The sequence below is a fragment of the Candidatus Dormiibacterota bacterium genome, assembly GCA_035532835.1.
In the GTDB taxonomy this organism is placed as follows: domain Bacteria; phylum Vulcanimicrobiota; class Vulcanimicrobiia; order Vulcanimicrobiales; family Vulcanimicrobiaceae; genus DAHUXY01.
Window position 1 is genome coordinate 1 of the sequence record DATKQG010000090.1, and the last position, 26,039, is coordinate 26,039.

General features: G+C 64.0%; 29 protein-coding genes. 6 read left to right on the top strand and 23 right to left on the bottom strand.

Translation table 11 applies throughout. From position 1 onward, the window contains the following. Nucleotides 1-137: 137 nt before the first annotated feature. Genes moaA through VMW12_11300 form a run of 10 tightly spaced genes read right to left on the bottom strand, consistent with a single transcriptional unit; the run spans nucleotide 138 to nucleotide 7,373 of the window. Entirely contained in the window at nucleotides 138-1,154 is a 1,017-nt protein-coding gene (moaA, locus tag VMW12_11255; protein ID HUZ50292.1) for a GTP 3',8-cyclase MoaA, read from the bottom strand. 16 nt (nucleotides 1,155-1,170) lie between these two features. Continuing rightward, nucleotides 1,171-1,794: a hypothetical protein gene (locus VMW12_11260; GenBank protein HUZ50293.1), complete on the bottom strand. Its 624-nt coding sequence runs from the start codon at nucleotides 1,792-1,794 to the stop codon at nucleotides 1,171-1,173. Continuing rightward, complete coding sequence (queG, locus tag VMW12_11265) at nucleotides 1,791-2,960, bottom strand: tRNA epoxyqueuosine(34) reductase QueG (protein HUZ50294.1); 1,170 nt, start codon at nucleotides 2,958-2,960, stop codon at nucleotides 1,791-1,793. The genes VMW12_11260 and queG overlap by 4 nt, the downstream gene beginning before the upstream one ends. Further along, nucleotides 2,935-3,786: an aldo/keto reductase gene (locus VMW12_11270; GenBank protein ID HUZ50295.1), complete on the bottom strand. Its 852-nt coding sequence runs from the start codon at nucleotides 3,784-3,786 to the stop codon at nucleotides 2,935-2,937. The genes queG and VMW12_11270 overlap by 26 nt, the downstream gene beginning before the upstream one ends. A gap of 2 nt (nucleotides 3,787-3,788) precedes the next feature. Continuing rightward, complete coding sequence (gene moeB / locus VMW12_11275) at nucleotides 3,789-4,925, bottom strand: molybdopterin-synthase adenylyltransferase MoeB (GenBank protein ID HUZ50296.1); 1,137 nt, start codon at nucleotides 4,923-4,925, stop codon at nucleotides 3,789-3,791. Then, the gene (locus tag VMW12_11280) at nucleotides 4,895-5,617 is read right to left on the bottom strand and encodes an alpha/beta fold hydrolase (protein ID HUZ50297.1); all 723 of its coding nucleotides are present in this window, start codon (nucleotides 5,615-5,617) and stop codon (nucleotides 4,895-4,897) included. The genes moeB and VMW12_11280 overlap by 31 nt, the downstream gene beginning before the upstream one ends. Next, on the bottom strand, nucleotides 5,614-6,051 hold the full coding sequence (locus tag VMW12_11285) for a molybdenum cofactor biosynthesis protein MoaE (GenBank protein ID HUZ50298.1): 438 nt from the start codon (nucleotides 6,049-6,051) through the stop codon (nucleotides 5,614-5,616). The genes VMW12_11280 and VMW12_11285 overlap by 4 nt, the downstream gene beginning before the upstream one ends. Further along, a complete protein-coding gene (locus VMW12_11290) occupies nucleotides 6,048-6,293 on the bottom strand; it encodes a MoaD/ThiS family protein (protein ID HUZ50299.1) in 246 nt (81 codons plus the stop codon). The genes VMW12_11285 and VMW12_11290 overlap by 4 nt, the downstream gene beginning before the upstream one ends. A 4-nt stretch (nucleotides 6,294-6,297) precedes the next feature. Next, entirely contained in the window at nucleotides 6,298-6,555 is a 258-nt protein-coding gene (locus VMW12_11295) for a hypothetical protein (GenBank protein HUZ50300.1), read from the bottom strand. Then, nucleotides 6,552-7,373, bottom strand: coding sequence for a Cof-type HAD-IIB family hydrolase (locus VMW12_11300; GenBank protein HUZ50301.1), 822 nt, complete (start codon nucleotides 7,371-7,373; stop codon nucleotides 6,552-6,554). Before VMW12_11300 ends, VMW12_11295 begins: the two co-directional genes overlap by 4 nt. A 75-nt stretch (nucleotides 7,374-7,448) precedes the next feature. On the opposite strand from VMW12_11300, the gene VMW12_11305 reads away from it, so the two are divergent. Both VMW12_11305 and VMW12_11310 read left to right on the top strand, forming a co-directional pair. Continuing rightward, nucleotides 7,449-7,844 (top strand): hypothetical protein, encoded by a 396-nt coding sequence (locus tag VMW12_11305; protein ID HUZ50302.1) that lies wholly within the window; start codon nucleotides 7,449-7,451, stop codon nucleotides 7,842-7,844. Nucleotides 7,845-7,966: 122 nt separating this feature from the next. Next, a complete protein-coding gene (locus VMW12_11310; protein ID HUZ50303.1) occupies nucleotides 7,967-9,400 on the top strand; it encodes a hypothetical protein in 1,434 nt (477 codons plus the stop codon). A gap of 80 nt (nucleotides 9,401-9,480) precedes the next feature. On the opposite strand, the gene VMW12_11315 is transcribed toward VMW12_11310, so the two are convergent. From VMW12_11315 to phoU, 3 genes are read right to left on the bottom strand one after another with little or no spacing between them, the layout of a single operon-like run. Further along, entirely contained in the window at nucleotides 9,481-10,134 is a 654-nt protein-coding gene (locus tag VMW12_11315) for a hypothetical protein (protein ID HUZ50304.1), read from the bottom strand. A gap of 2 nt (nucleotides 10,135-10,136) precedes the next feature. Continuing rightward, a complete protein-coding gene (locus VMW12_11320) occupies nucleotides 10,137-11,291 on the bottom strand; it encodes an aminotransferase class V-fold PLP-dependent enzyme (protein ID HUZ50305.1) in 1,155 nt (384 codons plus the stop codon). Continuing rightward, entirely contained in the window at nucleotides 11,288-11,923 is a 636-nt protein-coding gene (phoU, locus tag VMW12_11325; GenBank protein ID HUZ50306.1) for a phosphate signaling complex protein PhoU, read from the bottom strand. Before phoU ends, VMW12_11320 begins: the two co-directional genes overlap by 4 nt. A gap of 119 nt (nucleotides 11,924-12,042) precedes the next feature. Here phoU and VMW12_11330 point away from each other — a divergent pair, with 119 nt between their 5' ends. From VMW12_11330 to VMW12_11340, 3 genes are read left to right on the top strand one after another with little or no spacing between them, the layout of a single operon-like run. Then, entirely contained in the window at nucleotides 12,043-12,897 is an 855-nt protein-coding gene (locus tag VMW12_11330) for a 3-hydroxybutyryl-CoA dehydrogenase (GenBank protein ID HUZ50307.1), read from the top strand. Beyond that, the gene (locus tag VMW12_11335; protein ID HUZ50308.1) at nucleotides 12,890-13,687 is read left to right on the top strand and encodes an enoyl-CoA hydratase-related protein; all 798 of its coding nucleotides are present in this window, start codon (nucleotides 12,890-12,892) and stop codon (nucleotides 13,685-13,687) included. Before VMW12_11330 ends, VMW12_11335 begins: the two co-directional genes overlap by 8 nt. A gap of 40 nt (nucleotides 13,688-13,727) precedes the next feature. Next, complete coding sequence (locus tag VMW12_11340; GenBank protein HUZ50309.1) at nucleotides 13,728-15,014, top strand: divalent metal cation transporter; 1,287 nt, start codon at nucleotides 13,728-13,730, stop codon at nucleotides 15,012-15,014. Here the strand turns inward: VMW12_11340 and VMW12_11345 are convergent. Continuing rightward, on the bottom strand, nucleotides 15,011-15,571 hold the full coding sequence (locus VMW12_11345; protein HUZ50310.1) for a TlpA disulfide reductase family protein: 561 nt from the start codon (nucleotides 15,569-15,571) through the stop codon (nucleotides 15,011-15,013). The two genes, VMW12_11340 and VMW12_11345, sit on opposite strands and share 4 nt — an antisense overlap. Before the next feature lies 1 nt (nucleotide 15,572). Further along, nucleotides 15,573-16,778 carry a thiolase family protein gene (locus tag VMW12_11350; protein ID HUZ50311.1) on the bottom strand — a complete coding sequence of 402 codons (1,206 nt, stop codon included), beginning with the start codon at nucleotides 16,776-16,778 and terminating at the stop codon, nucleotides 15,573-15,575. Between the two features lie 64 nt (nucleotides 16,779-16,842). Between VMW12_11350 and VMW12_11355 the strand changes: the two genes are divergently transcribed. Beyond that, nucleotides 16,843-17,790, top strand: coding sequence for a DUF2249 domain-containing protein (locus tag VMW12_11355; protein ID HUZ50312.1), 948 nt, complete (start codon nucleotides 16,843-16,845; stop codon nucleotides 17,788-17,790). Between the two features lie 4 nt (nucleotides 17,791-17,794). Here VMW12_11355 and VMW12_11360 read toward each other — a convergent pair whose 3' ends face one another. The 8 genes from VMW12_11360 to VMW12_11395 all read right to left on the bottom strand — a co-directional run. Beyond that, nucleotides 17,795-18,361 carry a hypothetical protein gene (locus VMW12_11360; protein ID HUZ50313.1) on the bottom strand — a complete coding sequence of 189 codons (567 nt, stop codon included), beginning with the start codon at nucleotides 18,359-18,361 and terminating at the stop codon, nucleotides 17,795-17,797. An 11-nt stretch (nucleotides 18,362-18,372) separates the two neighbouring features. Then, the gene (gene coaD / locus VMW12_11365; GenBank protein HUZ50314.1) at nucleotides 18,373-18,894 is read right to left on the bottom strand and encodes a pantetheine-phosphate adenylyltransferase; all 522 of its coding nucleotides are present in this window, start codon (nucleotides 18,892-18,894) and stop codon (nucleotides 18,373-18,375) included. Then, entirely contained in the window at nucleotides 18,891-19,445 is a 555-nt protein-coding gene (gene rsmD, locus VMW12_11370; protein ID HUZ50315.1) for a 16S rRNA (guanine(966)-N(2))-methyltransferase RsmD, read from the bottom strand. Before rsmD ends, coaD begins: the two co-directional genes overlap by 4 nt. Nucleotides 19,446-19,457: 12 nt before the next feature. Continuing rightward, on the bottom strand, nucleotides 19,458-20,156 hold the full coding sequence (locus tag VMW12_11375) for an HAD family hydrolase (protein HUZ50316.1): 699 nt from the start codon (nucleotides 20,154-20,156) through the stop codon (nucleotides 19,458-19,460). Between the two features lie 5 nt (nucleotides 20,157-20,161). Next, on the bottom strand, nucleotides 20,162-22,810 hold the full coding sequence (locus VMW12_11380) for a pitrilysin family protein (protein ID HUZ50317.1): 2,649 nt from the start codon (nucleotides 22,808-22,810) through the stop codon (nucleotides 20,162-20,164). Between the two features lie 59 nt (nucleotides 22,811-22,869). Continuing rightward, complete coding sequence (gene recG, locus VMW12_11385; protein HUZ50318.1) at nucleotides 22,870-24,951, bottom strand: ATP-dependent DNA helicase RecG; 2,082 nt, start codon at nucleotides 24,949-24,951, stop codon at nucleotides 22,870-22,872. After that, nucleotides 24,929-25,570: a bifunctional phosphoribosyl-AMP cyclohydrolase/phosphoribosyl-ATP diphosphatase HisIE gene (gene hisIE, locus VMW12_11390; GenBank protein HUZ50319.1), complete on the bottom strand. Its 642-nt coding sequence runs from the start codon at nucleotides 25,568-25,570 to the stop codon at nucleotides 24,929-24,931. The genes recG and hisIE overlap by 23 nt, the downstream gene beginning before the upstream one ends. After that, on the bottom strand, nucleotides 25,546-26,039 hold a 494-nt coding region (locus tag VMW12_11395; protein ID HUZ50320.1), incomplete at its 5' end, for a HisA/HisF-related TIM barrel protein. The genes VMW12_11395 and hisIE, both read right to left, overlap by 25 nt.

The following is a 26,039-nucleotide window of genomic DNA, read 5'->3' on the forward strand; positions in this document are numbered from 1 at the left end:
TGGCGGGGCCTGTGAAGGAGGAGCGGAGCCAGGATGGCGGGAGCGACGACGAACGGAGCCGGGTTTTTCGCACGATGCGAAAAACCCGTGCGTCCCCGCCACAACGGCAGAGACTCCCCAAGACCGAGAGCTACCCCCTACCCGCCGATTTCGCTAAAGGCGCGCATTTGCGACGAGGCTTCGCCGAGCTTGAGATGATGGCGCTCCGGTTTGATGAACATTGCGGAGCGCAGCGTTGCGGCGAGGTCTTCGATCGTGGCGCCGGCGCGCACGGGGGTGCGCAAATCGATGTGTTGGTCGCCGAACAGACAGAGCCGCAAGCGGCCGTCGGCGGTGAGGCGGACGCGATTGCAGCGTTCGCAGTAATCGTGCGAGAGCGGGCTGATGACGCCGACGGCGCCGGGCGCACCATCGAATGCGAAGTAGCGCGCGGGCCCGTTGCCGGGTGGCCCAGGTACCGGTGCGATGCTGCCGATCGTCGCGACGCGTTCGAGAATCTCGTCCGATGAAACGTACGTCTCTTGCTGCAAGCTTAGGTTTTCATGAACCGGCATGACCTCGATGAAGCGCACGTAGATCGCGCGTTCTTTGGTCATTGCGGCAAAGTCGGCGAGTTCGTCGTCGTTCTGGCCGCGCATGACGACGCAATTGAGTTTGATCGGGGCTAGGCCCGCGGCGATTGCGGCGTCGATTCCGCGCAAGACGCGGTCGAGCCCCGGACGGCGCGAGATGGCTTCGAAACGATCCGGGCGCAGCGTGTCGAGCGAGATGTTCACGCGCGTGAGGCCGGCGTCTACCAACGCGGGGATCTGTTCCTCCAGCAACAACGCATTGGTGGAGAGGGCGATATCGTCGATGCCCGGTACCGCGGCGATCGAGCGCACGAGGCGATCGAGATCGCGGCGTACCAACGGCTCGCCGCCGGTGAGGCGGATCGTGCGAACGCCGACCGACGCGGCGGCCCGAACGATCTCGACGATCTCTTCGTAGCGCAGGACGTCCTCGCGGCGTAGCCACTGCAAGCCCTCTTCGGGCATGCAGTAGACGCAACGCAGGTTGCATTTGTCCGTAACCGAGACGCGCAGATAGGTGATCGGCCGGTTAAAAGCATCGGCGAGCGGGGCTTGGGTGAGATCGACGAAGGTTGTGGCCATCGGGCTCCAGCGGTGCTCAGCCTTGAAAGATCGCGTCCGAAAGGTTCGGATTGAAGACGTAGTTATCGAGCGTCGAGGTGATATTCCCCTTGTAGGCGGGCTCCTCGACGTGCCCCGTTTGGCTCGTGACCACGAGGTTGCCGCCGATGGTTGCATAGCTATCGTTCATGGTCGCCCAGCCGCCGTTATCGTAATTCCAGCGCATCGAGGTGACGGTCGCAGTCCGATCGTTGACCACCGCGTCGATATGATCGACATTCCCACGCTTGCGGGGGACCAATCGGAATATCGTATGTCCGCTATCGTCCGAAACGATGGTCACCACGAAGATCCGGCGCCATTGCGAGGCCGGCTCGATGTGTGGGTAGAGCTTGCTGAACTGCGACGCGATCCCAGGAAGACCGTCGGTGATCTCCAGCTTATACAGGTCGGGATCCTTATGATAGAACGTCCCGGTCAGGTCGGTTGCGAGAAACGGAAACGTCGTGAGCACCACGTGCGCGTGTAGCGTCGCGGTATACGAATGCAGTTCCGGATTGACTTGTGCCATGCGCGCTAGTAGATCGGGGGCCGCCGAACTGCGCCCTTGTAGGCCTAGGCAGAGAGCGAACGCTCCGATGATGGCGAGGAGAGGCTTCATGCTATTCCTAACGGCGCCCGGCCAACGAAGGGTTCCAATGCCAGCGCGATCTCGCCGCGCACGTCCTCATCGGTTTCTAAGCTTCGCCGCTCGCGTAATGCGTCGAGCGCCGAAGGCGAAGCGATGCGACCGAGCGCCCACGCTGCATGGCCCCGCACCATCGCGTGCGGATCGTCGCGCAAGGATGCGGCTAAGGCTGGAACGCTCGAACGGTCGAGCGCGTTACCCAGCGCCACGGCCGCGTTGCGACGCAAGACCGCGGAGCCTCGCCAACCCATCGCCGTGCGTTGGTAGCGTCGTTTGAATTCGCCGCTTCGAAGGCGCAGCAAGTCTACAAGCGGCGGAGCGGCGACGGTGGTATCGATCGCGGACATGCGCTCGTCGCCGCGAGCGCCGGCGCGCTGCGTCGGCGGGCAGACGTCCTGGCAGATATCGCACCCCCACACCCAATCGCCGATCATCGCCCGCAACTCGCGCGGGATCGCATCGGTGCGCTGCGTGAGATCGGCGATGCAGCGCGATGCGTCGATCGTGTAATCGCCGCGCAAAGCGCCGGTGGGGCACGCATCGACGCAGCGCGAGCACGACCCGCAGGTTTTGCGCAGCGGCGCATCCGGCGGGAGTTCCAGCGTGGTGACGATCTCTCCCAGAAAAACGAACGAACCGTCCCGTGGAGCGATGAGGTTCGTGTGTTTGCCGATCCACCCCAAGCCCGCGCGGGCCGCGAAAGCACGCTCGGCAAGCGGTTTGGTATCGCATGCGATGGCGGTAACGGCAGCCCCCGCGGCCTCGTCGACCATGGCGGCGAGATCGGCGAGCAACGCGCGCAAGCGATGATGATAGTCCTGCGACCATGCGTAGTTGGACACGCGTCCTTGCAGAGCACCGCGATGCGGCGGCGGCGTCGCATACGGCAGCGCGATGCAGATGACGCTCCGAGCACCGGCGAGAATGTGCGCGGGATCGGCCGCCGCCCGCGCGTAGCCTTCCGCATAGCCCCAGGTTGCGAAATCGCCGCGGGCAAAAGCTTCGCGCATGCGCTCTCGCGCACCGGCGTCGGGGTTCGCAGGCGCGACCGCAACGGATCCGGCCCCGCGGGCGAGCGCGGCTGCGACGACCAAGCCTTTGATCGCGGCCGGGTCAGATCGTGGCGAGCGGCCCGTCATCTCCCACCGGGAAGGCGGCGTCGATCGCCGCGATATCGCGTTCGTCGAGTTGCACGGAGCCGCCGCGCGCGTTCTCCTCGACGTGTTCGACGCGGGATGCCTTCGGGATCGTAAACAACGCCGGATCGCGCGTTAAAAACGCCAGGATAATCGCGCGCACGCCGACGCCGTGTTTGCTCGCGATCGTTCCGAGCACGCCTCCCGGCGCGGCTGCCGCGTGAGGGAATGCTCCACGGCCGAAGGGCGTGTAGCCGACGACTGCGATACGGTGTTCCCGGGCCGCGGGCAGAACGCGGCGTTCGATGCCGCGTTCGTTGAGATGGTAGAGCACTTGATTGCACGCCAGCGGCACGCTACGCAGATAGGTGCGCGCTTCGAGCATATCCTCGCAATCGAAGTTGCTCACGCCGATATGACGCGTTTTGCCCTGCTCGACGAGCGCCTCCAGGGCGCCCATCGTCTCTGCGAGCGGATAGCTGCTCGGCCAATGCAACAGATAGAGATCGAGGTGGTCGAGCCCCAGACGCTTGAGGCTGCGCTCGCACGCGGCGATCGTTCCCGCATAGTCGGCGTTGCTGGGCAGCACCTTGCTCGTGATGAAGAGACGTTCGCGCGGCAGGCCGGCAATCGCTTTTCCGAGCAGCGTTTCCACCGCGCCGGAACCGTACATCTCGGCCGTATCCAAATGCGTCATGCCGAGTTCGATTCCGCGACGCAGCGCGAGTTGCGCCTCCTTCGCGCGCGCGCCTCGCTCTGGAATATCCCACGAGCCCTGGCCGACGACGGAAACGCGGCTGCCGGTTAGGCCGAACGTTGCGTAGCGCATCCTTAGAAAAATCCGAATTCGGGAAATTGGGCGGCGTAAGCGAGCAGCCCGCCGCGCAGATGACGCACCCGCGTGAAGCCCGCATCGTGCAGGCGCGCAAGCGCCCACTGGGATTTCTGACCGATGCGACACGCGACGATATACGAACGCGCGGTATCGAGTTCGTGCAGTCGCGCTTCGAGTTGCGAGGCGGGGATGTGTAACGCGCCGGGCACGATGCCGAGTACCACTTCGTGCGGCTCCCGAACGTCGATCAAGAGCGCGCTCTCGAGCGCGCGATCGAGGTCGCCGGGCAACACGTCGTCATCGCGCACGGTGTCGTCGTCCTGCGCTTCTTCGGAAGCCTCGCGAATGGTGGGCGACGTACCGCAGACGGCGCAATCGGGATCGCGATCGAAGCGCACCGTGTGCGTGCTGCCGGCGAGGCTATCGACCAAGAGGAGCCGCCCCACCAGCGGTTCGCCGATGCCCAAGACGAGCTTGAAGACTTCGTTCGCCTGCCAAGCGCCGACCAAGCCTCCCAGAACGCCGAGCACCCCGCCCTCGGCGCACGTCGGAACGCTACCGGCCGGAGGCGCTTGGGGGTAGAGACAGCGATAGCACGGGCCGCCGGACGCGCCGAAAACGCTCACTTGCCCGTCGAACCGAAAGATCGAGGCGTACACGTCCGGCTTGCCTTCCAGCACGCACGCGTCGTTGACGAGATAGCGAATCGGGAAGCGATCGGTGCAATCGACGACGACGTCGTAGAGCCGGACTAATTCGCGCGCGTTGCGCTCGTCAAAGCGGGCGGCGATCGGATCGATCGCGACAAACGGGTTGAGCGCCTGCAGACGATCCGCTGCCGCTTGCGCCTTCTGCCGGCCGATATCGGCGGTGCTGAAAATCGTTTGTCGCTGCAGATTGGTTTCGTCGACCGTATCGTCGTCCATCACGCCGATGCGGCCGATGCCGGCGGCCGCGAGATACTGTAACACCGGCGATCCAAGGCCGCCCGCGCCGATCACCAGCACGCGCGCCGCGGCCATGCGTTCTTGCCCCGCGAGGCCGACCTCGGGAATGAGCAGATGACGGCTGTAGCGGCGAAGCTCGCGGCTTCCCGCCAGCGTTACGCCTTCGGATGCAGGGCGTTGAGCCATTGCAGCACCTCACCGCGAGCGTGCTCGCCCGCCAACGTATGGTCGCTATCGACGCTCGCAAAGGTCTTGGGCTCGAGCGCCCGTTCGTAGAGATCGCGGACGCTCTGCGGGCTCACCATCGCATCGCGAGTTGCGGCGATGAAGAGCGAGGGGCGCCCGGCGAGCCGTCCGAGCGCGCTATCGTAGCGTCCGTCGATGTCGGCCACCAGTTCCGGCAACGCGATGCCCTCGACGTACGACGAGCGGAAATCCGTCGCACCGGCGGCCATCAGGGTCGTGAGCGCGGTTGGGCGACCGTAACCCGTCGCGATAGCGACAACGCCGGCGATCCGTTCGTCGCTCGCCGCCGTGAAGAGGGCCGTCATCGCGCCCATGCTGTGGCCCAGCGTGTAGATCGGCGCGCCGCTCGCGCGCTCGCGCGCGAACGCGACCGTCGCGGCCATCGCATCGATGCAATCGTTCATGCCGCGCAGAACGCCGCCGCTCGCGCCGAGTTTATGGCCCGGAAAATCCAAGCTGTATGCCGCAAAACCATGGCTGGAAAGAAAGCCGCACAGGGTATCGAGGTTGTGTTTGCTCGACGAGTAGCCATGCCCGACGACCAGCGCAACGTTGCGTGCGCGACGCGGGCGGTATTCGAGCACGGCAACGCCGTTGGACTCGGCCTGGATGCGATGCAGTGCAACGCTCACCCGTGGTGTCCGCAGTCGTTGGAGATCCATTCCCCATCGCCTTCGAGGTAGTGCTCCTTCTTCCAAATCGGCGCACGCCGTTTGACTTCGTCGATCGCGTATTCGCACGCGTCGAAGGCTTGCGCGCGGTGCGGGCAGGCGGCAACAACCGCCACGGCGACGTCGCCGATCCGGAGCGCGCCGACGCGATGCACGACGGCGACGCGCACGTCTCCGAACCGCTCGCGCGCTTCTTTCGCAATAGCCTCAAATTCGATGACGGCCATCGGCTCGTAGGCCTCGTATGAAAGCCCGTTGACGCCGCGGCCGTCGTCGGCACGCTCCCGCACGATCCCATAAAACGTGACCACCGCACCGCACGCATCGGTACGCGTCGCCGCTTCGAGCGCGGCGGTATCGATGGTGTCTTCGACGATCGCAAACATCGCGCTCATCCGCCCCCCACCGGAGGGAGCAGCGCAAGTTCATCGCCGTCCGCCAACCCGTCTTCGCGTTTCACCATCCGCGCGTTACGCGCCAGACGCGTTGAGGCGGCGAGATCGCGCAATTGGGGCGAGCGCGCTTCGAGCGCGTTCCACGCGTCCGCGACCGTCGACCCGGCGGGGAGTTCTAAGTCGAGCGAACCGCTACCGAGCAACTCGCGCGTGCGCGCGAACGCGCGAACCTGGATGCGCATGCCGTTAGTACCCACCGATATCGCTGGAGTACCCGCGCTCCGCGAGCCACGCGCGCGAAGATTCGTGGAGTGCCAACATATCGAGCCGGTTGCAGATGAGCTTATGCAGCATCACCTCCCAAAAATGCCCGTCTTTTTCGTAGACGTCATCGGGAATTTGGTTTTCGGAGCGCGAGAACTCACGCAACGCTTGCCAATCGTGCGAGGAGAGGATCGCGCGCAGACGCGCTTCGTAATCGGGGGATGGGCTGCCCTGTATCATGCGCTCTTCTCTTGGTCGTTCTTCGGTTGTAAGACATAGCGCTCGATCGCTCGGGCGACGCCGTCTTCAGTATTCGCGTCGGTCACATGCGCTACCGCATTGCGGACCTCGGGGAGAGCATTACCCATCGCCACGCCGATTCCGGCCCAGCGCATCATCGGGACGTCGTTGCGCGAATCGCCGACCGCCAAGATGCGCGAGGCCGGTATCTGCAGATCGGCACAGAGGCGCTCGAGTGCGTGCTTCTTGGTGGCTTCGCGACTGGTGACCGCACATTCTTCGAATTCGCCCCAGCTCTCGTATTTGAAATGGAGCGGAAAATCCGAGAACGCCTCCCGCATCGCCTCGACCGAATCGTGGCCCAGAAACCGCATGAACGTGGGCGCGCGCCCGGCAATCTCGGTAAAGCTCGTAAGATCTTGCCAGGACGGACCCTGCTGATCGTCCATGTACCTATGCGCCCCTTCGAGCCGAAAGAACCGCTCCTCGACGTAGACGGCGAGAGCGAGTTCGTTGAGCTCGGCGTACTCGATCATGGGGCCGGCGTATTGGAGCGGAACCGGGATGTGTCCCAGCACCCTATCCTGCACGAAGTCTTTGGTGAGTGCGCCGTGAGCGCAGATGACCGGAAGATTGAGCCCGAGGTCCCGCGCGATGAGCGCCGGGGTATCGACGCCCCGGCCGGTCACGAGCACCACGCGAACGCCGCTCGCCAATGCGTCGGCGATCGCCGCGCGGTTGGCGGGCGAGATGGACTCGTCGGGGTTGAGGAGCGTGCCGTCGAGGTCGAGGGCGATGAGATCGATGCTGGACACCACCCCAAGCATACCGCCCGCGTCAATCGCGCCACGGCGGGTGCGACCTTTACGGGACGCGAAGCGTTGACGACACTGATGAAGATTTTTGCGCGCCTCGCGATGACGGCGATTCTGGCCGGCTCGGTTACGTCCGCGGCGTTTGCGCAACAGCACTGCTCGCGCGAGACCCTGACGGTCCGAGGCACCCCCGTAACCATCGGCTACTGCGTGCAGAGCCCGCCCACGGCGGCCGGCGGCGGCGAGATGCGCCTCCCGGTCGAGGGGAGTTACTCGGCGCCCGGCGGCTCGTTCACGCAGGCCTCGGTCCTGCGGTTCGTGACCGGCGAGGGGCCGGCGCGCGTCCTCCAAAGCGTCCCGCTCGCCCGCCTGGGGCTGACCGGAACGCTGCACCTCACGCTCCAGTACGGGTCCGACGGCGCCGTGCGCATTCAGAGCGCGATGCTCACCCCCGGAGCCATCACCATCAAGTGAGCCCGGCCCGGTGCAACTCTCTGCCCCCTTGCCTCGTCTAGCACGATATGCGGCGTAGATACATCGCGTTTAGTAACTTCAAAATTCCCGACGGCTGTTGTCGATAGGAGTAGGCCTTCCGTATGCCTTGTACGGCTTCCAAAACGTTTTCCACGGCTCGCGAGCAAGCACGCTACCTGCACGATGCGATCCCCCCCGGTCTCTTCAAGATCGAAGATGAGAGCGAACGCATCGCCTGGCGCGTCAGCCCCGAGCCGTTTGCATTGTCCGCCGCATCGGTCGCCAAGATCGAGTCGATCGGCCAAGATCTGCTGGCGTTCTATCGCGGGCTCAACAGCCTCTACAACCGCAGCGCACGCGGCACCGCCCCGGCCTTTATCGCGGAGTACCTCGACCAGGGCAAGCCCGAGTTCATCGTCAAGCTCGCGCGGCAGAATCGCTTCAAGCAAGATATCCCGCTGGTGATTCGCCCAGACCTGATGCTGACCGACGACGGCTTCATTGCCTCCGAACTGGATAGCATTCCCGGCGGGATGGGCTTCGTAGGCGCGATGACGCGGGCGTACTGCGAAGTGGGGCTCGAGAGCATCGGCGGCTCGAACGGCATTGCGGCCGGATTCGGCGCGATGCTGGCCGCGGCCAGCGGCACAGCGAATCCCACCGTCGCGGTCGTAGTGTCGAAGGAAGCCGGCGATTACTGGGGCGAGTTGGAGTGGCTCGTGAAGGCGGTCCGCGATTTGGGCCTTGCGAACGCGCACGTATGCGCGCCGGAGCAGATCGTCTTTACCGAGGAAGCGCTGTTCATGCGCTTCGAAGACGGCCACGAAGAGAAACTCGACGCGCTCTACCGCAACTTCGAACTCTTCGACCTGCTCAATATCTCCAAGCAAGAGCTGATGCTCTACGCGGCGCGGCACAATCGCGTCAAGCTCACGCCGCCGCCGAAAGCGCAACTCGAGGAAAAGCTCGCGTTCGCATTGCTCCATCACTTCGCACTGGAAGCGTTGTGGCGCGCCGAACTCGGGCACGCCACGTACGAACGGCTGCTGGCGATCTTTCCGAAGACCTGGGTGCTCGATCCGCGTCCGCTCCCTCCGCAAGCGCAAATCGGCGGATTGGTCGCGGGCGGCAAACCGGTGAGCGATTGGCGCGCGCTGATCGAGCTGGGCAAAAGCGAACGCGATTACGTCGTGAAGCCGTCGGGTTTCTCCGAGCTCGCCTGGGGATCGCGCGGCGTCAAGATCGCCAACGACCTCACCAAGGAAGAGTGGGCCAAAACCATCGACGACGCGCTCGCCGCGTACGCGCATACGCCGCACATTCTGCAGCGCTTCCACAAAGGCAAGCGCATTCGTATGCCATACCTCGACCGCTCGATCGACGATATCAAAATGTTCGACGCGCGCGTGCGGTTGTGCCCGTACTACTTCGTCGTCGGCGACGAAGCCCGCTTGGGCGGCATCTTAGCGACCGTCGCCCCCGCCGACAAACGCCTGATCCACGGCATGACCGACGCCGTCATGGCGCCCTGTTTCGTCAAAGAGAACGGCTACTAGCGCGATAAGCGCCCTAACAGAAAAACGGCCCGATTCGGGTCGTTTTTTGTTGCCGTTTCTTTATTAGGGAGTACGCGTGATTAGGGAGTACGCGTGACGACGATGTTTTGTGAGGGGACTTCGAGTTCGTCGGTGACGAGCGTTGTGGGATCGTACCAGAGGGTGAACGGATAGGGGCCGCCGACCGCCAGCGCAACATCTTTAGCGGCGATGCCGGCGGGGCGAACGACGGCCGCCGTGGGCAGCGTCGCAAGCGGGGTCGCGCGGCCGTAGATCGGCGCGATCGCATCGATCGGCGCGTCGTTCCATGCCTGCATCTGTGCGGGAAGCGCGATAAAGCCCGCGAGCAGGGCCGCGTCGATCACGGCAAAATGCGTGGCCGGGGCGAGCAGCGTAAACGATTGTGGCCCGGCTGGCCCGGTAAGACTCGCGGTTGTACCCGCAACGCTAAGCGTCGTCGTTGCCGACTGTCCGTCGCCGACGTAGCTTCCCGTGTACGATGCGGGCGCGAGGTCCGCTCCGAGTACGAGGGTCGCTTTCGCGCTCGCGCTCATGCCGCCGATCGTACCGCTCGATTGCTCGTCGATCTCGGTGTTCGTCGCCGTGCGTTTGACGACGATCGTCGACGTAGCGGCCGGTTGCCCGCCGATGCTCGAATGATAGCTATAGGTTCCCGCCGCGATTTCGGGGGGCGTAACGATCGGCATTGCGGCAAGCACGACGGCTAGAAACACGGTCACTCTCTTTCGGGAAGCGTGCGCGCACACTGCGGCACGAGGTCTAGGAACTGGTCGATCTCTTCGAATGTTGTATACCCGTGCGGCGAGACGCGAATCCCGCCCGGCCGCCACGTGGTGATCGCGCCCTCGCGTTGGATAGCCTTACCGAGAGCGACGCTTGGCACCCCTTGCAAGGAGAACGCTACGATGCCCGAAGAGATTCCCTCTCCCCGTTCCGTGTGCAGCGTCGCCCCGATGCGCCGCAAGCCGTCGTATAAATGGTCGGTCAGCGCCAGAACGTGCGCTGCGACGGCCGGCCGGTCGCAGCGTTCGAACAGGTCGATCGCGCGGTCCAGCGAGAGCGCGCCGATAAAGTTGGGCGTGCCTCCCTCGAACCGGGATGCATCGCGCGTATAGGGCTGATCGTAGTTGAGAAAATCCCACATATCGTCCATCGATCGCCAGCCTGGCGCCGCCACGCCCAATCGATCGAGCAATTGCTCCCGAATGTAGAGGAAGCTCACGCCTTGAAGCGCGAGCATCCACTTTGCGCCGCCTGCGTAGAGTGCGTCGATACCGCACGCGCGCACGTCCACCGAAAAGGCTCCCAAGCCTTGAATCGCATCGACGCAGAGCAGCGCACCCGCCCCGTGTGCGACGTCGGCGAGCGCCGCCAGATCGTGACGGTAGCCGTCCGCAAAATTCACCCACGACACCGCGACGATGCGCGTCTGCTTGGTGATCTCGCGCCGAAGCACGTCGGGCGTAAGACGCACGTTCGCGCCGCCGAGGCAGCGCACGCGCACGCCGCGCTCGCGTAGCGCAAGCCACGGTATCGCGTTCGACGGAAACTCGTTGCCGCACAGCAGCACTTCTTCATCGGCTTGCCAATCGAGGCCGCCGGCCAGCGCGTTTGCGCCGTCTCCGGTGTTGCGAAGCACCGCGATTTCGTGCGCGCCGGCACCGATAAAACGCGCGATGTTCGTTCGATATTCCGGCAGCTTCGCTTCGTAGGGAAATACGCCCATCACGCCGCCGCTCGCGTGATCGGAAATGAACGTCGTCAGCGCGGCGGCGCTCGATCGCGGTAAGACCCCGACGGCTGCGTGGTTGAGATAGATGAAGCGCTCGGTTACGGCAAACTCATCGCGGGGAAGCGGGGTAGTACTCACGCCTCGCCGATCATGTCCTTCGTGTGCCAAGCGATATTGACGGCTCGGTCGCCGACCCGCTCGAGCCACGCCAGCACGAACAGATACCGGGTGCCCGCGCGGACCATCTCCGGATCGGCCTGCATCTCTTCTTGCAAGAGCTTGATGCTGCGCTTGTAGAGCCTGTCGACTTCATCGTCGCGCTCGATCACCGCGGTGCCGAGTTCGGAATCGTGCTCGGTATAGGCGCGCATGGCATCGAGCAGCATCGCATGCGCGACGCCGGCAATCCGGTCGATCTCCACCTTCTGCGGGCGCATCGTCTGGTCGGCGAGTTTGATGGCGTTCTTCGCAATGTCGACCGCGTAGTCGCCGACCCGCTCGAGGTCGGTCGCGATTTCGAGCATGGCCGCGATCTCGCGCAGCTCTCCGGCCACCGGCTGTTGGCGCCAGATGAGTTCGATGCAGTGCGATTCAATTTTTCGGCGCAGATCGTCGACGACGTCGTCGCCCGCGACCACGCGGCCGCCGGCCGTCGCGTCCCGACGCTCCAGCGCCTCGACGGCAATTCGAATCGCATCGCCGACGAGCGCGCCCAGGCGCACGACATCGAGTCGTGTCCCCTCTAGTGCTTCGTGGTACGCAGCTCGCACTTCTCGAACCCCTCCTACTTTTACGACAGGCCGTAGAGGCCCCAAAGGTGCCTGTACCGCAACGCAACGAAAGCACCTGCGCTCTTTATACAACGATAAGAATAGGGAAGGAACACCTCGTGGCAGAGATCCGTACCGTCGGCATCTGCGGAGCCGGCCTCATGGGCAACGGCATCGCGCAGACATGCGCGGCAGCAGGCTTCAACGTCGTCCTCATGGAGGTGGCTCCCGAGCCCCTGCAGCGCGGGGTCGCAACGATCGCCAAATCGCTCGATAAGTTTGTCGAAAAAGGGAAGCTTTCGCAAGCCGACCGGGATGCGACGTTCGCGCGCGTGCGTCCGACCACCGACGTCAACGATCTGGCCGGTTGCGACCTCATCATCGAAGCGATCGTCGAAAATGTCGCGATCAAGACCGAGCTCTTTCAGAAGCTCGACGCCATGCTCGCGCCGCACGCGATCATCTGCACCAACACCTCGAGCCTCTGCGTGATCGAGCTCGCGGCTAAGACCAAGCGCCCGAATCGCGTTGCCGGCCTGCACTTTTTCAACCCGGTACCGATCATGAAGCTCGTCGAGGTCGTCAAGACGATCGCGACGACGCAAGACGTGATCGATGCGCTCTTTGCCTTCTCGAAGAAACTCGGCAAAGAACCGATCCTCGCCCAAGACACGCCGGGATTCGTCGTCAATCGCCTGTTGATTCCGTATCTGCTCTACGCCATCCGATGCTTGGAAGGCGGCCTCGCGAGCAAAGAAGACATCGACAAGGGGATGAAGCTCGGCTGCGGTTACCCGATGGGCCCGTTCGAGCTGCTCGATTTCGTCGGTCTCGACACGACGTACTATATCTCCGAGATCATGTTCGACGAGTTCAAAGACCCCATGATGGCCGCGCCGCCGCTGCTCAAACGCATGGTGCTCGCCGGTCGCTTTGGGCGCAAGAGCGGAAAGGGCTTCTACGACTATGAGTAGCGAAGGTATGTTCGAAAACATTTTGGTCGATCGCGACGGCCCGCTCGGCATCATCACGCTCAATCGCCCGAGCGTATTGAACGCGCTCAACGGCAAGCTGTTGGCGGAGCTCTCGTTCGCGCTGTTGGAACTCGAGCGGAACGCAGATCTGCGCGCCGTCATCATCACGGGAGCCGGGGAAAAAGCTTTCGCCGCCGGTGCCGACATCGGCGAATTGAATGCGCTCGAAAACGCCGGTGCGGGAGCAGATCAGGCCCGGATGGGTCAATCGGTCACCCGGCAAATCGAACGTTTGCGCAAACCCGTCATCATGGCGGTGAACGGTTTCGCGCTCGGCGGCGGCTGCGAACTCGCGATGGCCGGCGATATTCGGATCGCCAGCGAGAATGCGAAGTTCGGGCAACCCGAGGTCAACTTGGGATTGATCCCCGGCTACGGCGGCTCGCAACGCACGACCAGGCTGCTCGGCAAAGGGATGGCGTCGTATCTCTGCCTCACCGGAGAGATCATCGACGCGCACGAGGCGCTCCGCATCGGGTTGGTGGAACGCGTGGTTCCGCTTGCGGGACTACTCGACGAGGCCAAGCGCATCGGCACGCTGATCGCTGCAAAGGCACCGCTGGCGATCGCCGCCTGTAAACGAGCGATCAACGGCGGAGCGCATCTTGCGATCGACGACGCGCTGGAACTCGAAGCGATCGAATTCGGGATCCTCGTCGATACCAAGGATTTCCGCGAAGGCACGAGCGCGTTCCTCGAAAAACGCAAGCCGGAGTGGCAATCCAAATAGCGCGTTTGCTCGCGCCGCAAAACGGGGATGCTGCCGGGTAATGGAAGTTGCAGACCAGGCGGCCCAGCCGCAAGGCTGGCGCCGCTGGATTTCGGTCCTCGGGCCGGGGCTGATCACCGGAGCCTCGGACGACGACCCCTCGGGCATCTCGACGTACTCGGTCTCCGGCGCGTCCGCAGGGTACTCGATGCTGTGGATCGTGCTGCTGACCACGCCGATGATGGCCGTCGTCCAAGGCATGTGTTCGCGCATCGGCATGGTGACGGGCATCGGGCTCGCGACCAATATGCGGCGCCATTTACCGATGTGGCTGGTGGTGCCGCTGGCCCTTGCAACCGTCGTTGCGAACATCATGAATGCCGGTGCCGATTTGGAAGGCATGGGCGCGTCCGCGCAGATGGTGCTCGGGTTCCCGCAACTGGCGTGGGTCGTCTTCTTCGGCGTGCTGCTGATCGTGACGCAGGTGTTTTTCTCGTATCGGCTGATCTTTGCGATCGTCAAATGGCTCACGATTTCGCTGTTTGCCTACGTGATCACCGCATTCGTCGTGCATCCGCCTTGGGGGCTCGTCCTGCGCCATCTCGTTTGGCCGGAGTTGCACTTCAACGCGAGTTGGCTCACCACGTTGATGGCCGTCCTCGGAACCACCATCACGCCCTATCTGTTCTTCTGGCAATCATCGTTGATGGTGGAGGAAGAGAAATCGATGGGCCGCAACAGCGAGCGCGCGCGGCGCGGGGCCACGAAAGCCGAGATCGACGACGCTCATCTCGATTCGAATATCGGGATGATCTTCTCGAACGTCGTCGCGTTCTTTATCATCGTGACCACGGCGGCGACGCTCTACGCGCACGGACTGACACACATCGCCTCCGCGCAAGACGCGGCCAAAGCGCTCGCGCCGCTAGCCGGACGCTTCGCATATCTTCTTTTTGCCCTCGGTATGGTCGGGACGGGGTTGCTCGCGATCCCCGCGCTCGTCGGTTCGTCGGCGTACGTTGCTGCCGAAACCCTGCATTTTCGGGAAGGCCTCAACCTCAAGTTATCGCGCGCGCCGGGCTTCTACGGCGCGCTGGTGCTGGGAATGATCGTGGCGATTGCGATGGGTTTTCTGCGCATCGATCCGATCCGCGCGCTGTTCTGGTCGGCGGTGCTCAACGGGTTGGTTGCGGTGCCGCTACTGGCGGTTGTCGTATGGTTCGCAAGCAGTCGCGCAATCATGGGCAAGTGGACCAGTTCGCTGGTCGCGCGCGCGTGGGGATGGGCGACCGTCCTTGTCATGGGCTTGGCGGGGATCAGCATCTTCGTCTTTTGGGGTAAGAGCTAACGCGCGATTTCCAGCGAGCTTTGCGCGTGGCTCATCGCGAGTTGGATTGCGGGGTTGAAACCGCTCCACTTCGCGCGAACCTTGCCGGTTGGATCGATCACCACCGTGGTCGGGAAGCCTTGCACCCCGAAGTACCCTAGCGAAAGACTCTGCGGGTCGAGTGCGACATTCGCGAGATGCATCTTCCGCGCGAAGGCGAGGGCGACGGCGCGCGGTTCGCCGACGTCGATCGCGACGACGTCCACCGACGGATGGGCTCGCGCGTACCGTTCGACCAGGGGTAACGAGAGCCGGCACGGCTCGCACCACGACGCGAAGAAATCGAGAAAGAGTACCTTGCCGTGCGCGTCGGCGACGGTGAACGTACCGCCGTCGAGGCGTTGATAAGCAACGCGCGGCGCGGGATAGGCATCGGCGCCTTTGAGCGAACGAGGCGCGACGAACAGGCGCCACAGAACGAACGCGATGACCAAGAGGGCGAGTACGTCGAGTACTCGCCCAAACGTGAACCAGGGTTTGCGCGCGACGGTCGGCGCGTCGATGGGGGTCTGGTTCACGTCACTGCGCGACGAAGACCGCGGCAATGCCTTGGCCGCCGCCGATACATGCCGAAGCGACGCCGTAGCCGCCGCCGCGTTGCTGCAGATCGTGCAACGTGGTGAGGGCAAGACGCGCGCCGGACGCACCCAAGGGATGGCCGAGTGAGATCGCACCGCCGTGCGGATTGAGGCGGACGCCGTTCGAGCTGCCCATGTCCTTCATGCACGCGAGAACCTGCGGGGCGAAGGCTTCGTTGATTTCCATCACCGCAAGGTCGCTTTCGCGAATGCCGGCTTTGGCCAGCGCCTTCGGGATCGAAACCGCCGGTCCGATGCCCATGATTTCGGGATCCACGCCCACCACGCTCGAGCCGATCAGGCGACCGATCCACTTCAGGCCGTCGGCCTTGGCCTGGCGCACGGTAGTGAGCACGAGTGCCGCGGCGCCGTCGGTGATGCCGCTGGCGTTACCGGGAGTGACCACGCCGTCCTTGCGAAAGCGCGCGGGCAGCTTGCCGAGCTTCTCCATCGAGAGGCCCGCTCGCGGGCCTTCGTCCGTATCCACGACCACCTGGGTGCCCTTGGGCCCGGCGATCGTGACCGGTGCGATCTCTTCGGCGAAATAGCCGCTGGATTGGGATTCAAGCGACCGTGCCTGGCTGGATAGGGCGAGTTCGTCGCAGGCTTCACGCGATACGCCGTACTTCGCAGCGAGATTCTCCGCCGTGATCGCCATCGGCGTGTTGGTGTAGGAATCGGTCAACGCGCTCCACAGCGAGTCCTCGAACTGCACGTTCTGCCCCAGGTGAAGGCCCTTACGCGCGCCACGCACGACGTGGGGAGCCTGGCTCATCGACTCGGTGCCGCCGGCAAGAGCGTAGGTGCTCTCTCCCAGCCGCAGCGACTGGGCGGCCGAGAGAACGGCCTGCAGGCCGGAGCCGCACAGGCGATTGAGGGTCAGGGCGGGGACGCCGATCGCAAGCCCGGCCCGCAACCCGATATGGCGGGCGAGGTAAATGGCATCGGCGCTGGTCTGCATGACGTTGCCGAAGACAACATCGTCGAAGCGCTCGGTCGGTACCCCGCTGCGGGCAATGGCAGCTTGCGCGGCGACGACCCCAAGGTCGGTGGCGGTTAGGTCGGCCAGGGCTCCGCTCAAGTTTCCGAAGGGCGTGCGGGCGCCGGCGATGATGACGACATCGTCGTCCTGGATTGGCTTACTCATGGATGAGAGCTATTCCGCGCGGCGCGGGGGATTTTCCCGTGCGCGGCTCAAAAACTGGCGGGCTATGCCAATCAACCGTTCCGCCGCCATCACACTCGATGCCCGGTCGCTCAACGCTGCGACCAAGACCGCGCAGATCCTCGACAATTTCGACAAACTTCCCATCGGAGGAGCGGTCGAAATCGTCGAAGAGACCGACCCGCGAGCCTTGCGCAACGAAATGGCGCAACTGCGCCCCGGCCGCTTTTCGTGGGACGCTCGCAATTTGGGCAGCAACCGCTGGACGGTTCGTCTCGAACGCATCGATGAAAATGCCGACGGCGAGCAATTCCTCGGCCACGTCACGCAATTCACCTCGGCGAAGAGCACGACGGTCAAAGAGCTCGCGGGCCAGATGAGCGAGCGCAGCTTCAAATCCGGCGATACGATCTTCGACGAAGGTGAGATGTGGCCGTACCTGGGCATCGTCAAGAGCGGTAAGGTGATCTACACCCTGCTCTCGCCCGACGGCAAGACCCACACGATCGGCGAACGCCTCACCCACGATACGCTCAACGAGAGCGGGACGTTCGACGGCGGCGGCGCTACGACGCGTGCCGAAGCACTCACCGATGCCGTGGTCGTCACGATTCCGAGCGAAGCGGTGATTCACGCGGCGCGCAACGATGCCGAACTCGCGCTCGGCTTTCTGATCGGCTCGTCGCAGGCGCGGCGGCGCTCGATCGACACCATCGCGGATCTCGCGTTCGCGCACGTCTTGCAGCGCGTTGCGAAGTTTCTGCTCGGCTACGCGCGCACGTCGGTCGGCATGACGCGCGGCCTACCCGGCGTTGAGAACCTTTCGCAGGCGCAGATTGCGGCAGCGGCCGGAACCGTGCGCGATATGGCGGCGCGTGCGCTCCTTCGCTTGAAGAATGCGGGGGCGGTCGAACTCGATCGCGGCCGCGTCAAAGCGATCGATCGTGCCCGGCTCGAAGCCTTTGCCCAAAACGTGCAGGCGCCGCCGGTCTAACGCGCTAGGTCGTAACCGATTCGAGTTCGGCCGTTTCTTCGGGAGCGGTTTGTAGATCGAAGGCTGCGCGCTTGCTCTTGGCAGCGGCGTCGGCGAGCGGCGCGGCCCCGTTCGCCGGCGCGACGGTTTGCGGTGTGCGGTTGAGCGCGGCGCGGCCCTTCTGCACGGCGCCGAGCGCGCCGGCTAGGCGCGATTCCATTTCGGCCAGCACCTGGGCGGCATACTGATCGGCGCCTTCGCGGATTCTCCGAGCGCGCTCTTCGGCTTCGCGTAACACCACTTCCGCAGTGGTGCGCGCGCGCAGCACGATCTCGTTCTGATCGACCAACTCGTCGTGTTTGGTCGACGCTTCCTCAACGATCGCCTGTGCTTTTTCTTGCGCGTGGCGTAGGACGCGTTCTTGATCCTTGGCGATTATTTTCGCGCGGCCGACCTCTTCGGGAAGCGTGGCGCGGACTTTCTCGATGTATTCGACCAAGCGCTCTTCCGAGAGTACGCGATACCCGGCCGGGAGCCAGGTGCCTTCGTGGACGTAGGCTTCGAGTTTATCCAAGACGCGATAGACCGACATATCAACCTCCGTTAACGACGAGCACTGTGGAGCGTGGAGCGTTTGGCTGCCATCACTCGCAAGACCGGTTCCGGCACGAGCGAGTCGACTTCGCCACCCAAGAAAAAGACCTCTTTGACGATACTGGAACTGACGAACGAATACTTCTGATCCGACATCAGGAAAAACGTATCGACCTGCGCGAGCGCGCGATTCATCAACGCTGTGGACATTTCATTTTCGAAGTCCGAAACGACCCGCAGTCCCTTGACGATGACGTCGGATTCGCGGAGCTTCACGTAATCGGCCAGCAATCCGCGGAAGTGCTCGACGCGAACGTTCGGCAGATGCCCAACGCACTCCGAGAGCATGGCTTCGCGCTCCTCGAGCGAGAACATCGGGTCGCGCTTTTGCGGGTTGACGATGACGGCGACGATGAGTTCACCGAAGCACCGGGCGGCGCGTTCGATGACGTCGAGGTGGCCGTTCGTCGGTGGATCGAACGAGCCGGGATAAATGGCACGGGTGAGACGCGGAAGCGATCCGTTCGTCACGTACCGCCGACTACTTCCAGAAATGCCAAAGCGACATCGCCGTACACTTCTTCGCGCACCGAACGATACCCCGGTACGTCCGGAAGAATCCGCTTCGCGGCATGCTCGTAAATGACGACCGCGCCGCCGGCGAGTAACGAACGCTCGGTCAACAATCGAAACACCGTCAGCGGAAGCTCGTTCGCGTAGGGCGGGTCGAGATAGACGATATCGAACGGGCCCTCCACGCGATAGAGCGCGCGCTCGGCCGGAGCGGCCACCACTTCGACGACGCCGGCGATGCCGAGTTCCTTGGCGGCAGCTTCGATCTCTTGAGCGGTCTCTCGGTGGGCCTCGACGCTGACGACGCGCGACGCTCCGCGAGATGCCGCCTCAAACCCGATCGCACCGGTTCCCGCGAAGAGATCGAGCACGCGCGCGCCTTCGATACGCCCCATCAGCATCGAGAACAGGGACTCTTTGACGCGGCCGGGCGTCGGGCGGATCTGTACGCCTTTCGGCGACTTTAATTTGCGGCTACCGAGCGAACCGCCGGTGATCTTTGGACTCAAGGGACTCCTTGGCTAGCGGGCTGGCAGGGGGGTGGGCAGCAATGCGAGGAGGTCGGCTAGGGCGGCGACTCTGGCGGTCGGCGGCGGCAGGCCGCGAGGATAGGGCGTCCCCTCGCAATCGACCCAGATCGCTCGAAGGCCCGCACGCAGCGCGCCCACGATATCCGAGCTCGGGTCGTCGCCGACGTACCACGTGTCCGCAGGCGGGAGGCCAAGTTCGGCGGCCGCGGCCGTAAAGACTCGCGGATCGGGCTTTTGGATGCCCATATCTCCGCTGGCCAGAACCGTCCCCGTGAAGCCGGCCCGCTCGGCTTTGCGGCGCTGGAGCGGATTCCAGCCGTTGGTCAACACCGCAACCTCGTAGCCGCGGGCCCCGAGCTCCGTAAGGGTGCGTTTCGCGTCGGGGGCCGGGACGACGAAATCCTCGACCATGCGCAGGGCCTTGGCTCGAAAGCGGTCGACGTACTGCTGCCGCGCTTCGACGCCACGCTCGGTAACGAAGGCGCGAACGGCGTCGTCGATGGAGCAGCCGCCCGAGCGCTGTTTTGCCAGGAGCCCATCGATGGCTTCCGATTCCTCCGAAAGCGAACCGAGCGCACGCCCACCGTCGTCGATCACGTCCTCGAGCAGGTGCAAAAATGCCACCCGCTCGAGCTTATTATCGACGACCAGCGTATGGTCGATGTCGAAGACGATGCCGATTTGGCCCATCGGGCCTACTTCGGCCCGGGCCCCACGATCACCCGGACGAAGTCGGCCGCGCGGATCCATTTAGCAACCGATGCCTGAACCGACTGCGGCGATGCATCCAGTTCGCGGCGTGCGTCGATCAGGTTTTGGTCGAGCGGCAGCCCGCTGAGCGCGTTATCGAGCAACAGGTTCATGACGCCGCTATACGAGGCTTCGCGAATGGGGACGTCGCCCATCAACATCGCCTTCGCCCGCAAGAGCCGAGCCGGTTTAAGCGGCGTCTTCTGCAGGCCGTCCAGAATCGCAATCACCTGTTGTTCGGCCGGAACGACGTTCTCCGGATTGCTGCCGTACGAGACTTCGTACGTCGAACGAACGCGGCCGGCAGCGATCGTGCTGCCGATCGCGTAGGCATAGCCGTGGACTTCGCGCAGATCGTGATAGAGCAACGAGGAGTAGAACCCGCCCGTGAGCGCCGTGTTCGCGACCTCTAGGTTCGCCCAATCGGGATCTTTGCGCAGCAGCCCGATCGATTCGACCAATCGAACCGACGACTGCACGCGGCCGGTCGCGGGGACGTGCACCGTACCGGGCGCGTTGAGCGCCACCGGCCCGGGCAGCACCGCCGGCTTCGGCCCGGTTGCCGTCCAACCGCCGAAGTACTTCTCCACGGCGGCGCGGGCCGCTGCCGGGGTGATGTCGCCGACGATCACGATCGTCGTGAGGTCGGGGCGATACGTGTCCTTGTACCACGCATCGACGTCGTTCAGCGAGATGCTTCCGACGCTCGCGGGCGTCGCGAAGCGCCGCATCGGGTCACCGAGCGGGTAGAGCGCATCGGAAAGGGCGACGTCGGCAAGGTGATCGGGAGATTTCGCTTCGTCGGTAACACCTTGAAGCTCTTGATGTTTGACGATCGCAAAATCCGCGGCATCGAGAGCCGGATGCAGCTCCTCGTCGGCGAGCAACTGCATGCCGCGATCGAAATGATCGGCCAAAACGGAGAGCGAGAAGCTCGTACCCGTATTGGTCGTAGCGGCGATCTTATCGAGTTGCGCCGCGTACGCGAGACGAGAGTACGTCGTGGTGCCGTACTGCAGTAAACTGGAGGTGATATCGGCAACGCCGTCCTGGCCCTTGGGTTCCTGAACCTGCGGGTTATTGCGAATGCTCCCCGAGACTTCGATCGCGCGCGTTACGTGCTCGGGTTGGACGATGAGGCGAAGGCCGTTCGGAAGCGTCATATCGCTCGGCGCGAGGGTCTGCTCGGGCACGGTAAGGTGCGCGAGAATGCTCTGCGCCCAGACCGGGAGTTCCTGATGCGTCGTCGGCGGAACCGAGACGTCTTCTTGCTTCATGGGCGCGCCGGCTGTGAGCGCACCGCCAAGCTTCGGCACCGCGTACGCCGTCACGGCGGTAGCGTTGACGAACGATGCGCGCAGCACGCGATTGACGTCCGCGACGGTGACGTTTCGATATGCCGACAACATGGCGTCGGGTGAGGACGTATGCGCAACGGCCAGGGCTTGGCTCCATTCGAAGGCCAGGCCTTCGATGGAGTTTCCCTTATATTCCAAGTCCGCAATCGCGCGGCGTTTTGCCGCCTCCACGAGCGCGGCCGGAACGCCGTTCTTGCGATATCCGTCGATGATGCCGCGCAGCATCGCGGCAACGTCGTCGGGCTTGGTAGTGATCGGGACCGCCGCGAAGACGATGCCCATGCCGATTTTGCGATAGGTCTGCGCGAAGTACGCAGCCTGATAGGCTTTACCCGAAGCCGCTAGGCCGAATAGTGCGGCACGCTGCGAGTTCAACACGCCGCTGAGTATCTCGGACGCCGCGTAATCGGGGCTGTCGTACCCCGGGGTGCGATAGCCGATCAACACCGCCGTGTACGGTTGATCGCTGGTGTCCCGGTAGGTTGCGGCTTTGAGCGGTGCGAGGTGAACGGATGGGCGCGTAGGCAATTTGGCCGACGGCACGCTCCCGAACAACTGTTTGACCTTCGCAATCGTCGCCGGTCCGTTGACGTCGCCGACGATGACGTACACGGCATTATTGGGATGGTACCAAGCATTGTAAAACGCATGGAGCTGCGGGGCGTTGATCTGGTGCGCGAACGACGCGACGGTGCCCAGGCCGTTCTTGGCGTAAGGCGTCCCTCCAAGGACGCGATTCTGCATCTTGGTGAAGAGCCGGTAGATCGCGTTGGAATTATCTTGCGTCACCTCTTGCGTGATCGCTCCGCGCTCTTGATTCCATTGGTCCTGCGCGAGCGAGAGCCCCGTGGCGCGCGAACGCTCCAGACGCAATGCGATATCGAGGTATTGAGACGGAACCGTGAAGTAATACTGGGTGACCGCATTCTGCGTGTCCGCATCGAAACTACCGCCGGTAATATCGATGGTGTCCATCAGTTGGCTCGACGAGAGCGTTGCGCTGCCGCGGAACATCATATGCTCGAGCGCGTGTGCCTGGCCCGCGATGCTCTGCTCGTCCGATCCCACCTTGTAATTGAGGATCGTCGTGACCACCGGCGCGAGCGGGTCGTTCACGACCACCACCTTTAGGCCGTTCGGCAGGGTCGCGCGCGTCACCGCCAGCGATGCCGCGTGGGCCCCGGACGCGGTTGCGAAAAAGGCGCACGCAAAGACGAGCGCCGCAAGGTTTCTCATCACCCAGTATCTCATAAGCGCCCTGTTTCGAAGGCTCGGACGCCCTACCTCTTCCTCCCTTACGAAGAATAGAGGAGCGCGCGCGTCGATGGCCTGAGCTCCAACACCGCGCGCAGCCCCGCCTGCGCGCTGGAATGCAGACCGGGGTCATCTCGCAGGGTCGCGACCGCGGCGCTCTTGGCGATCTGATAGATATCGAAATCGCGTACCAAATCCGCAACGTGGAAATCCGCTACCCCCGATTGCGCGGTGCCCGCGAATTCGCCGGGCCCTCGTAAGCGCAAGTCTTCCTGAGCGATTTCAAAGCCGTCGGTGGAGCGCGTGAGGATCGAGAGCCGCTCCGTTTCGTCGCGGTCGTCGGGATAGACGAGCACGCAGTAGGAGGTGGCCGCGCCCCGCCCGACCCGGCCGCGGAGCTGATGCAACTGCGCTAGCCCATACCGGTGCGCGTCCAGAATCACCATGATGCTCGCATTCGGCACATCGACGCCGACTTCCACGACCGTCGTGGAGACCAGCACCGCCACCTCGCCACGGACGAAACGCTGCATGATCGCGTCCTTCTCGCGCGACGTCAGTTTGCCGTGGAGCAGCCCGATGGGGATATCCGGAAAGACGTCGTTTTTCAACCGCTCGGCCTCGGCGACGACGCTCGTGAGGGCGCTCTCTCCTTCTTCGATCGCCGGGGCGACGATGTAGGCTTGATGCCCCATCGCCACCTGCGTGCGCACGAACCGGTACACGCGATCCAATCGGGCGGACCGTACGGCAAACGTTTCGATCGGCGTTCTCCCCGGAGGCAATTCGTCGATCACGCACAGGTCGAGATCGGCATAGACCGATTGCGCGAGCGTGCGCGGTATCGGCGTCGCCGTCATGTGCAGCGTGTGCGGCGATCCGCCTTTCGCGCGCAAACGAGCACGCTGCTCGACGCCGAAACGATGCTGCTCGTCGATGATCGCTAAGCCGAGCCGCGCAAACTCCACCGTTTCGGTGATCAGCGCGTGCGTTCCGACCGCGAGCGATGCTTCTCCGCTGGCGATCTTATCGAGCGCGGCCGCACGCGAACGTTGCGGCTGGCTCCCAAACACCGCTTCGACGCGCACGCCGAACGGCAGTAACAGCGGCGCGAGCTTGGCCGCATGCTGCGCGGCAAGAATCTCGGTCGGCGCCATAATCGCCGATTGCACGCCGTTTCGAGCCGCAAGCAGAATCGTCGCCGCCGCAACCAGCGTCTTGCCGCTTCCCACATCGCCCTGGAGCAACCGATTCATCGGGGTCGCGCCGGACATGTCGTCCCACAGCATCGCGATGGCGCGGCGTTGCGCGCCGGTCAGCGCGAACGGCAACTCGCGTTCGAATTCCTCGAGCAGCGCCGACGGAACGTGAAGCGAGCGTGCGCCGCGGTCGCGTTCGCGTTCGGCGCGACGCAACTGTGCCGAGACGGCGAGCAAGAAAAATTCGGTAAAGATGAAGCGCTCGCGGGCGCGAGCGGCCTCTTCGGGCGAGCTCGGGGCGTGGACGGCGCGGTACGCATCCCGCAGCGGCATGTAGCCGTGGGCGCGCTGCAACGCTGCGGGAAGCGGATCGTCGCGCACCATCTCCAGCAGCGATTCGAGATTTTTCTTGATGACGCCGGCGATCTTGCGGGTCGTTAGATCCTTGCTCGCTCGATAGACCGGTTCCAGCTCGCCGCGGTACTCTTGGCCCTCGTGGAGCTGCGCGTATTGCGATACGTTCACCACCGGGAGAGCCAGCGTCCGTTCGACTCGGCCGCGGACGAACAACCGCATGCCCTCGGTAAACCGCCCCACGACGAATCGCCGCCGTCCGATCCATTTCGCCGCAAACGCACCGGCGGCGTCGTGTAGCACGAGTTCCACGATCTCGAGATCGCGCACCCTGCGCTCTTTCACCGCGTCGACCGTCCCTACGGCGTTTTCTTCCGGCGCGCCCGTACCGCCGAGCAGCGTCGAGGGGGTCGGTAAGCGAAGGTCGTCGTAGCGGAACGGCAAATAATCGAGCAGTTCGAGCGGCGTGTTTATGCCGATTTCTCGAAACAGTTGAGCGCTCTTCGCGCCGACCCCGGCGAGTTCGCCGATGTCGCCGGCCGGCGCGCTACGAGTCTTTTGGCTGCGCACGCGACAACAGGTGTTCGCCGACGCGAGCTAAGGGGATATCGCGGGCCTCAAGCATGACGACGAGGTGGAACAGCAGGTCGGCGGCCTCCCAAACGAGTTCCTCATCGTTCGGATTCTTCGCCGCGATCACCACTTCGGTCGCTTCTTCGCCGATCTTTTTGCCGATGCGATCGACCCCGCCGGCGAAGAGTTGCGCGATGTACGACCCTTCGGGGGCTTCCGCTTTCCGCGAGCGGGCCACGAGTTGCAGGTGCGTCAGCGCCAGCGCTAACGCGGCGGGATCCGCTTCTTGCAGCGATGCGAGGGGGCGATGAAAGCAACTCGTTGCGCCGGTATGGCAGGCCGGCCCGTGCGGTTCGACGCGATAGAGCACGGCATCGCCGTCGCAGTCCGCCAACACCTCGACCACGCGTTGCGTATGCCCCGAACTCTCGCCCTTGCGCCACGGTGCGTTGCGCGATCGGCTAAACAGGTGCGTTTCTCGGCTTTCGATGGTGCGCCGGATCGCCGCACGATCTGCCCAGGCTAGCGTAAGAACCGCTCCGCTGCTCGCATCGGCAATAACCACCGGAAGCAGTCCGGCTTGGTTAAAGGTTAAACCGTCGACGTCGATATCCATGGTCGGATGGGAATGCCGCGCCTCGCGAGCGCTTCCTTCAAAGCCGGTATCCGAATTTCGCCGAAGTGAAAGAGCGACGCCGCCAGCGCGGCATCGGCGGTGCCTTCTATGAAAACGCGTTCGAAATCCTCGACCGAGCCGGCGCCGCCGGAAGCAATGACGGGGACGCCGACGGCGTCGCGGACCGCGCGAGTAAGCTCGATATCGTAACCCGAACGGGTGCCGTCGGCGTCCATGCTCGTCAGAAGAATCTCCCCGGCTCCGGCTCGTTCGGTCGCGCGGAGCGCCCAGTCCACGGCATCCAAGCCCGTCGGCGTACGCCCGCCGTCGACGACGACTTCCCAGCCGCGCTCCCGGCGCCGCGCATCGATCGCCAAGACGATGCACTGGCTCCCAAACTCGGCAGCCGCCGAGGCGAGCACCCCGGGGTCGCGCACCGCCGCCGAGTTAAAAGAAACTTTATCGCAGC

Coding starts and splice junctions, on each gene's coding strand:
- moaA (HUZ50292.1), bottom strand. CDS start 1,154: ATGGCCACAACCTTCGTCGATCTCACCCAAGCCCCGCTCGCCGATGCT.
- VMW12_11335 (HUZ50308.1), top strand. CDS start 12,890: ATGAGTAGCGAAGGTATGTTCGAAAACATTTTGGTCGATCGCGACGGC.
- hisIE (HUZ50319.1), bottom strand. CDS start 25,570: ATGGATATCGACGTCGACGGTTTAACCTTTAACCAAGCCGGACTGCTT.
- VMW12_11340 (HUZ50309.1), top strand. CDS start 13,728: ATGGAAGTTGCAGACCAGGCGGCCCAGCCGCAAGGCTGGCGCCGCTGG.
- VMW12_11260 (HUZ50293.1), bottom strand. CDS start 1,794: ATGAAGCCTCTCCTCGCCATCATCGGAGCGTTCGCTCTCTGCCTAGGC.
- moeB (HUZ50296.1), bottom strand. CDS start 4,925: ATGGCTCAACGCCCTGCATCCGAAGGCGTAACGCTGGCGGGAAGCCGC.
- VMW12_11285 (HUZ50298.1), bottom strand. CDS start 6,051: ATGAGCGCGATGTTTGCGATCGTCGAAGACACCATCGATACCGCCGCG.
- VMW12_11295 (HUZ50300.1), bottom strand. CDS start 6,555: ATGATACAGGGCAGCCCATCCCCCGATTACGAAGCGCGTCTGCGCGCG.
- VMW12_11270 (HUZ50295.1), bottom strand. CDS start 3,786: ATGCGCTACGCAACGTTCGGCCTAACCGGCAGCCGCGTTTCCGTCGTC.
- VMW12_11310 (HUZ50303.1), top strand. CDS start 7,967: ATGCCTTGTACGGCTTCCAAAACGTTTTCCACGGCTCGCGAGCAAGCA.
- VMW12_11305 (HUZ50302.1), top strand. CDS start 7,449: ATGAAGATTTTTGCGCGCCTCGCGATGACGGCGATTCTGGCCGGCTCG.
- VMW12_11290 (HUZ50299.1), bottom strand. CDS start 6,293: ATGCGCATCCAGGTTCGCGCGTTCGCGCGCACGCGCGAGTTGCTCGGT.
- queG (HUZ50294.1), bottom strand. CDS start 2,960: ATGACGGGCCGCTCGCCACGATCTGACCCGGCCGCGATCAAAGGCTTG.
- VMW12_11350 (HUZ50311.1), bottom strand. CDS start 16,778: ATGAGTAAGCCAATCCAGGACGACGATGTCGTCATCATCGCCGGCGCC.
- VMW12_11380 (HUZ50317.1), bottom strand. CDS start 22,810: ATGAGAAACCTTGCGGCGCTCGTCTTTGCGTGCGCCTTTTTCGCAACC.
- VMW12_11375 (HUZ50316.1), bottom strand. CDS start 20,156: ATGGGCCAAATCGGCATCGTCTTCGACATCGACCATACGCTGGTCGTC.
- VMW12_11355 (HUZ50312.1), top strand. CDS start 16,843: ATGCCAATCAACCGTTCCGCCGCCATCACACTCGATGCCCGGTCGCTC.
- VMW12_11360 (HUZ50313.1), bottom strand. CDS start 18,361: ATGTCGGTCTATCGCGTCTTGGATAAACTCGAAGCCTACGTCCACGAA.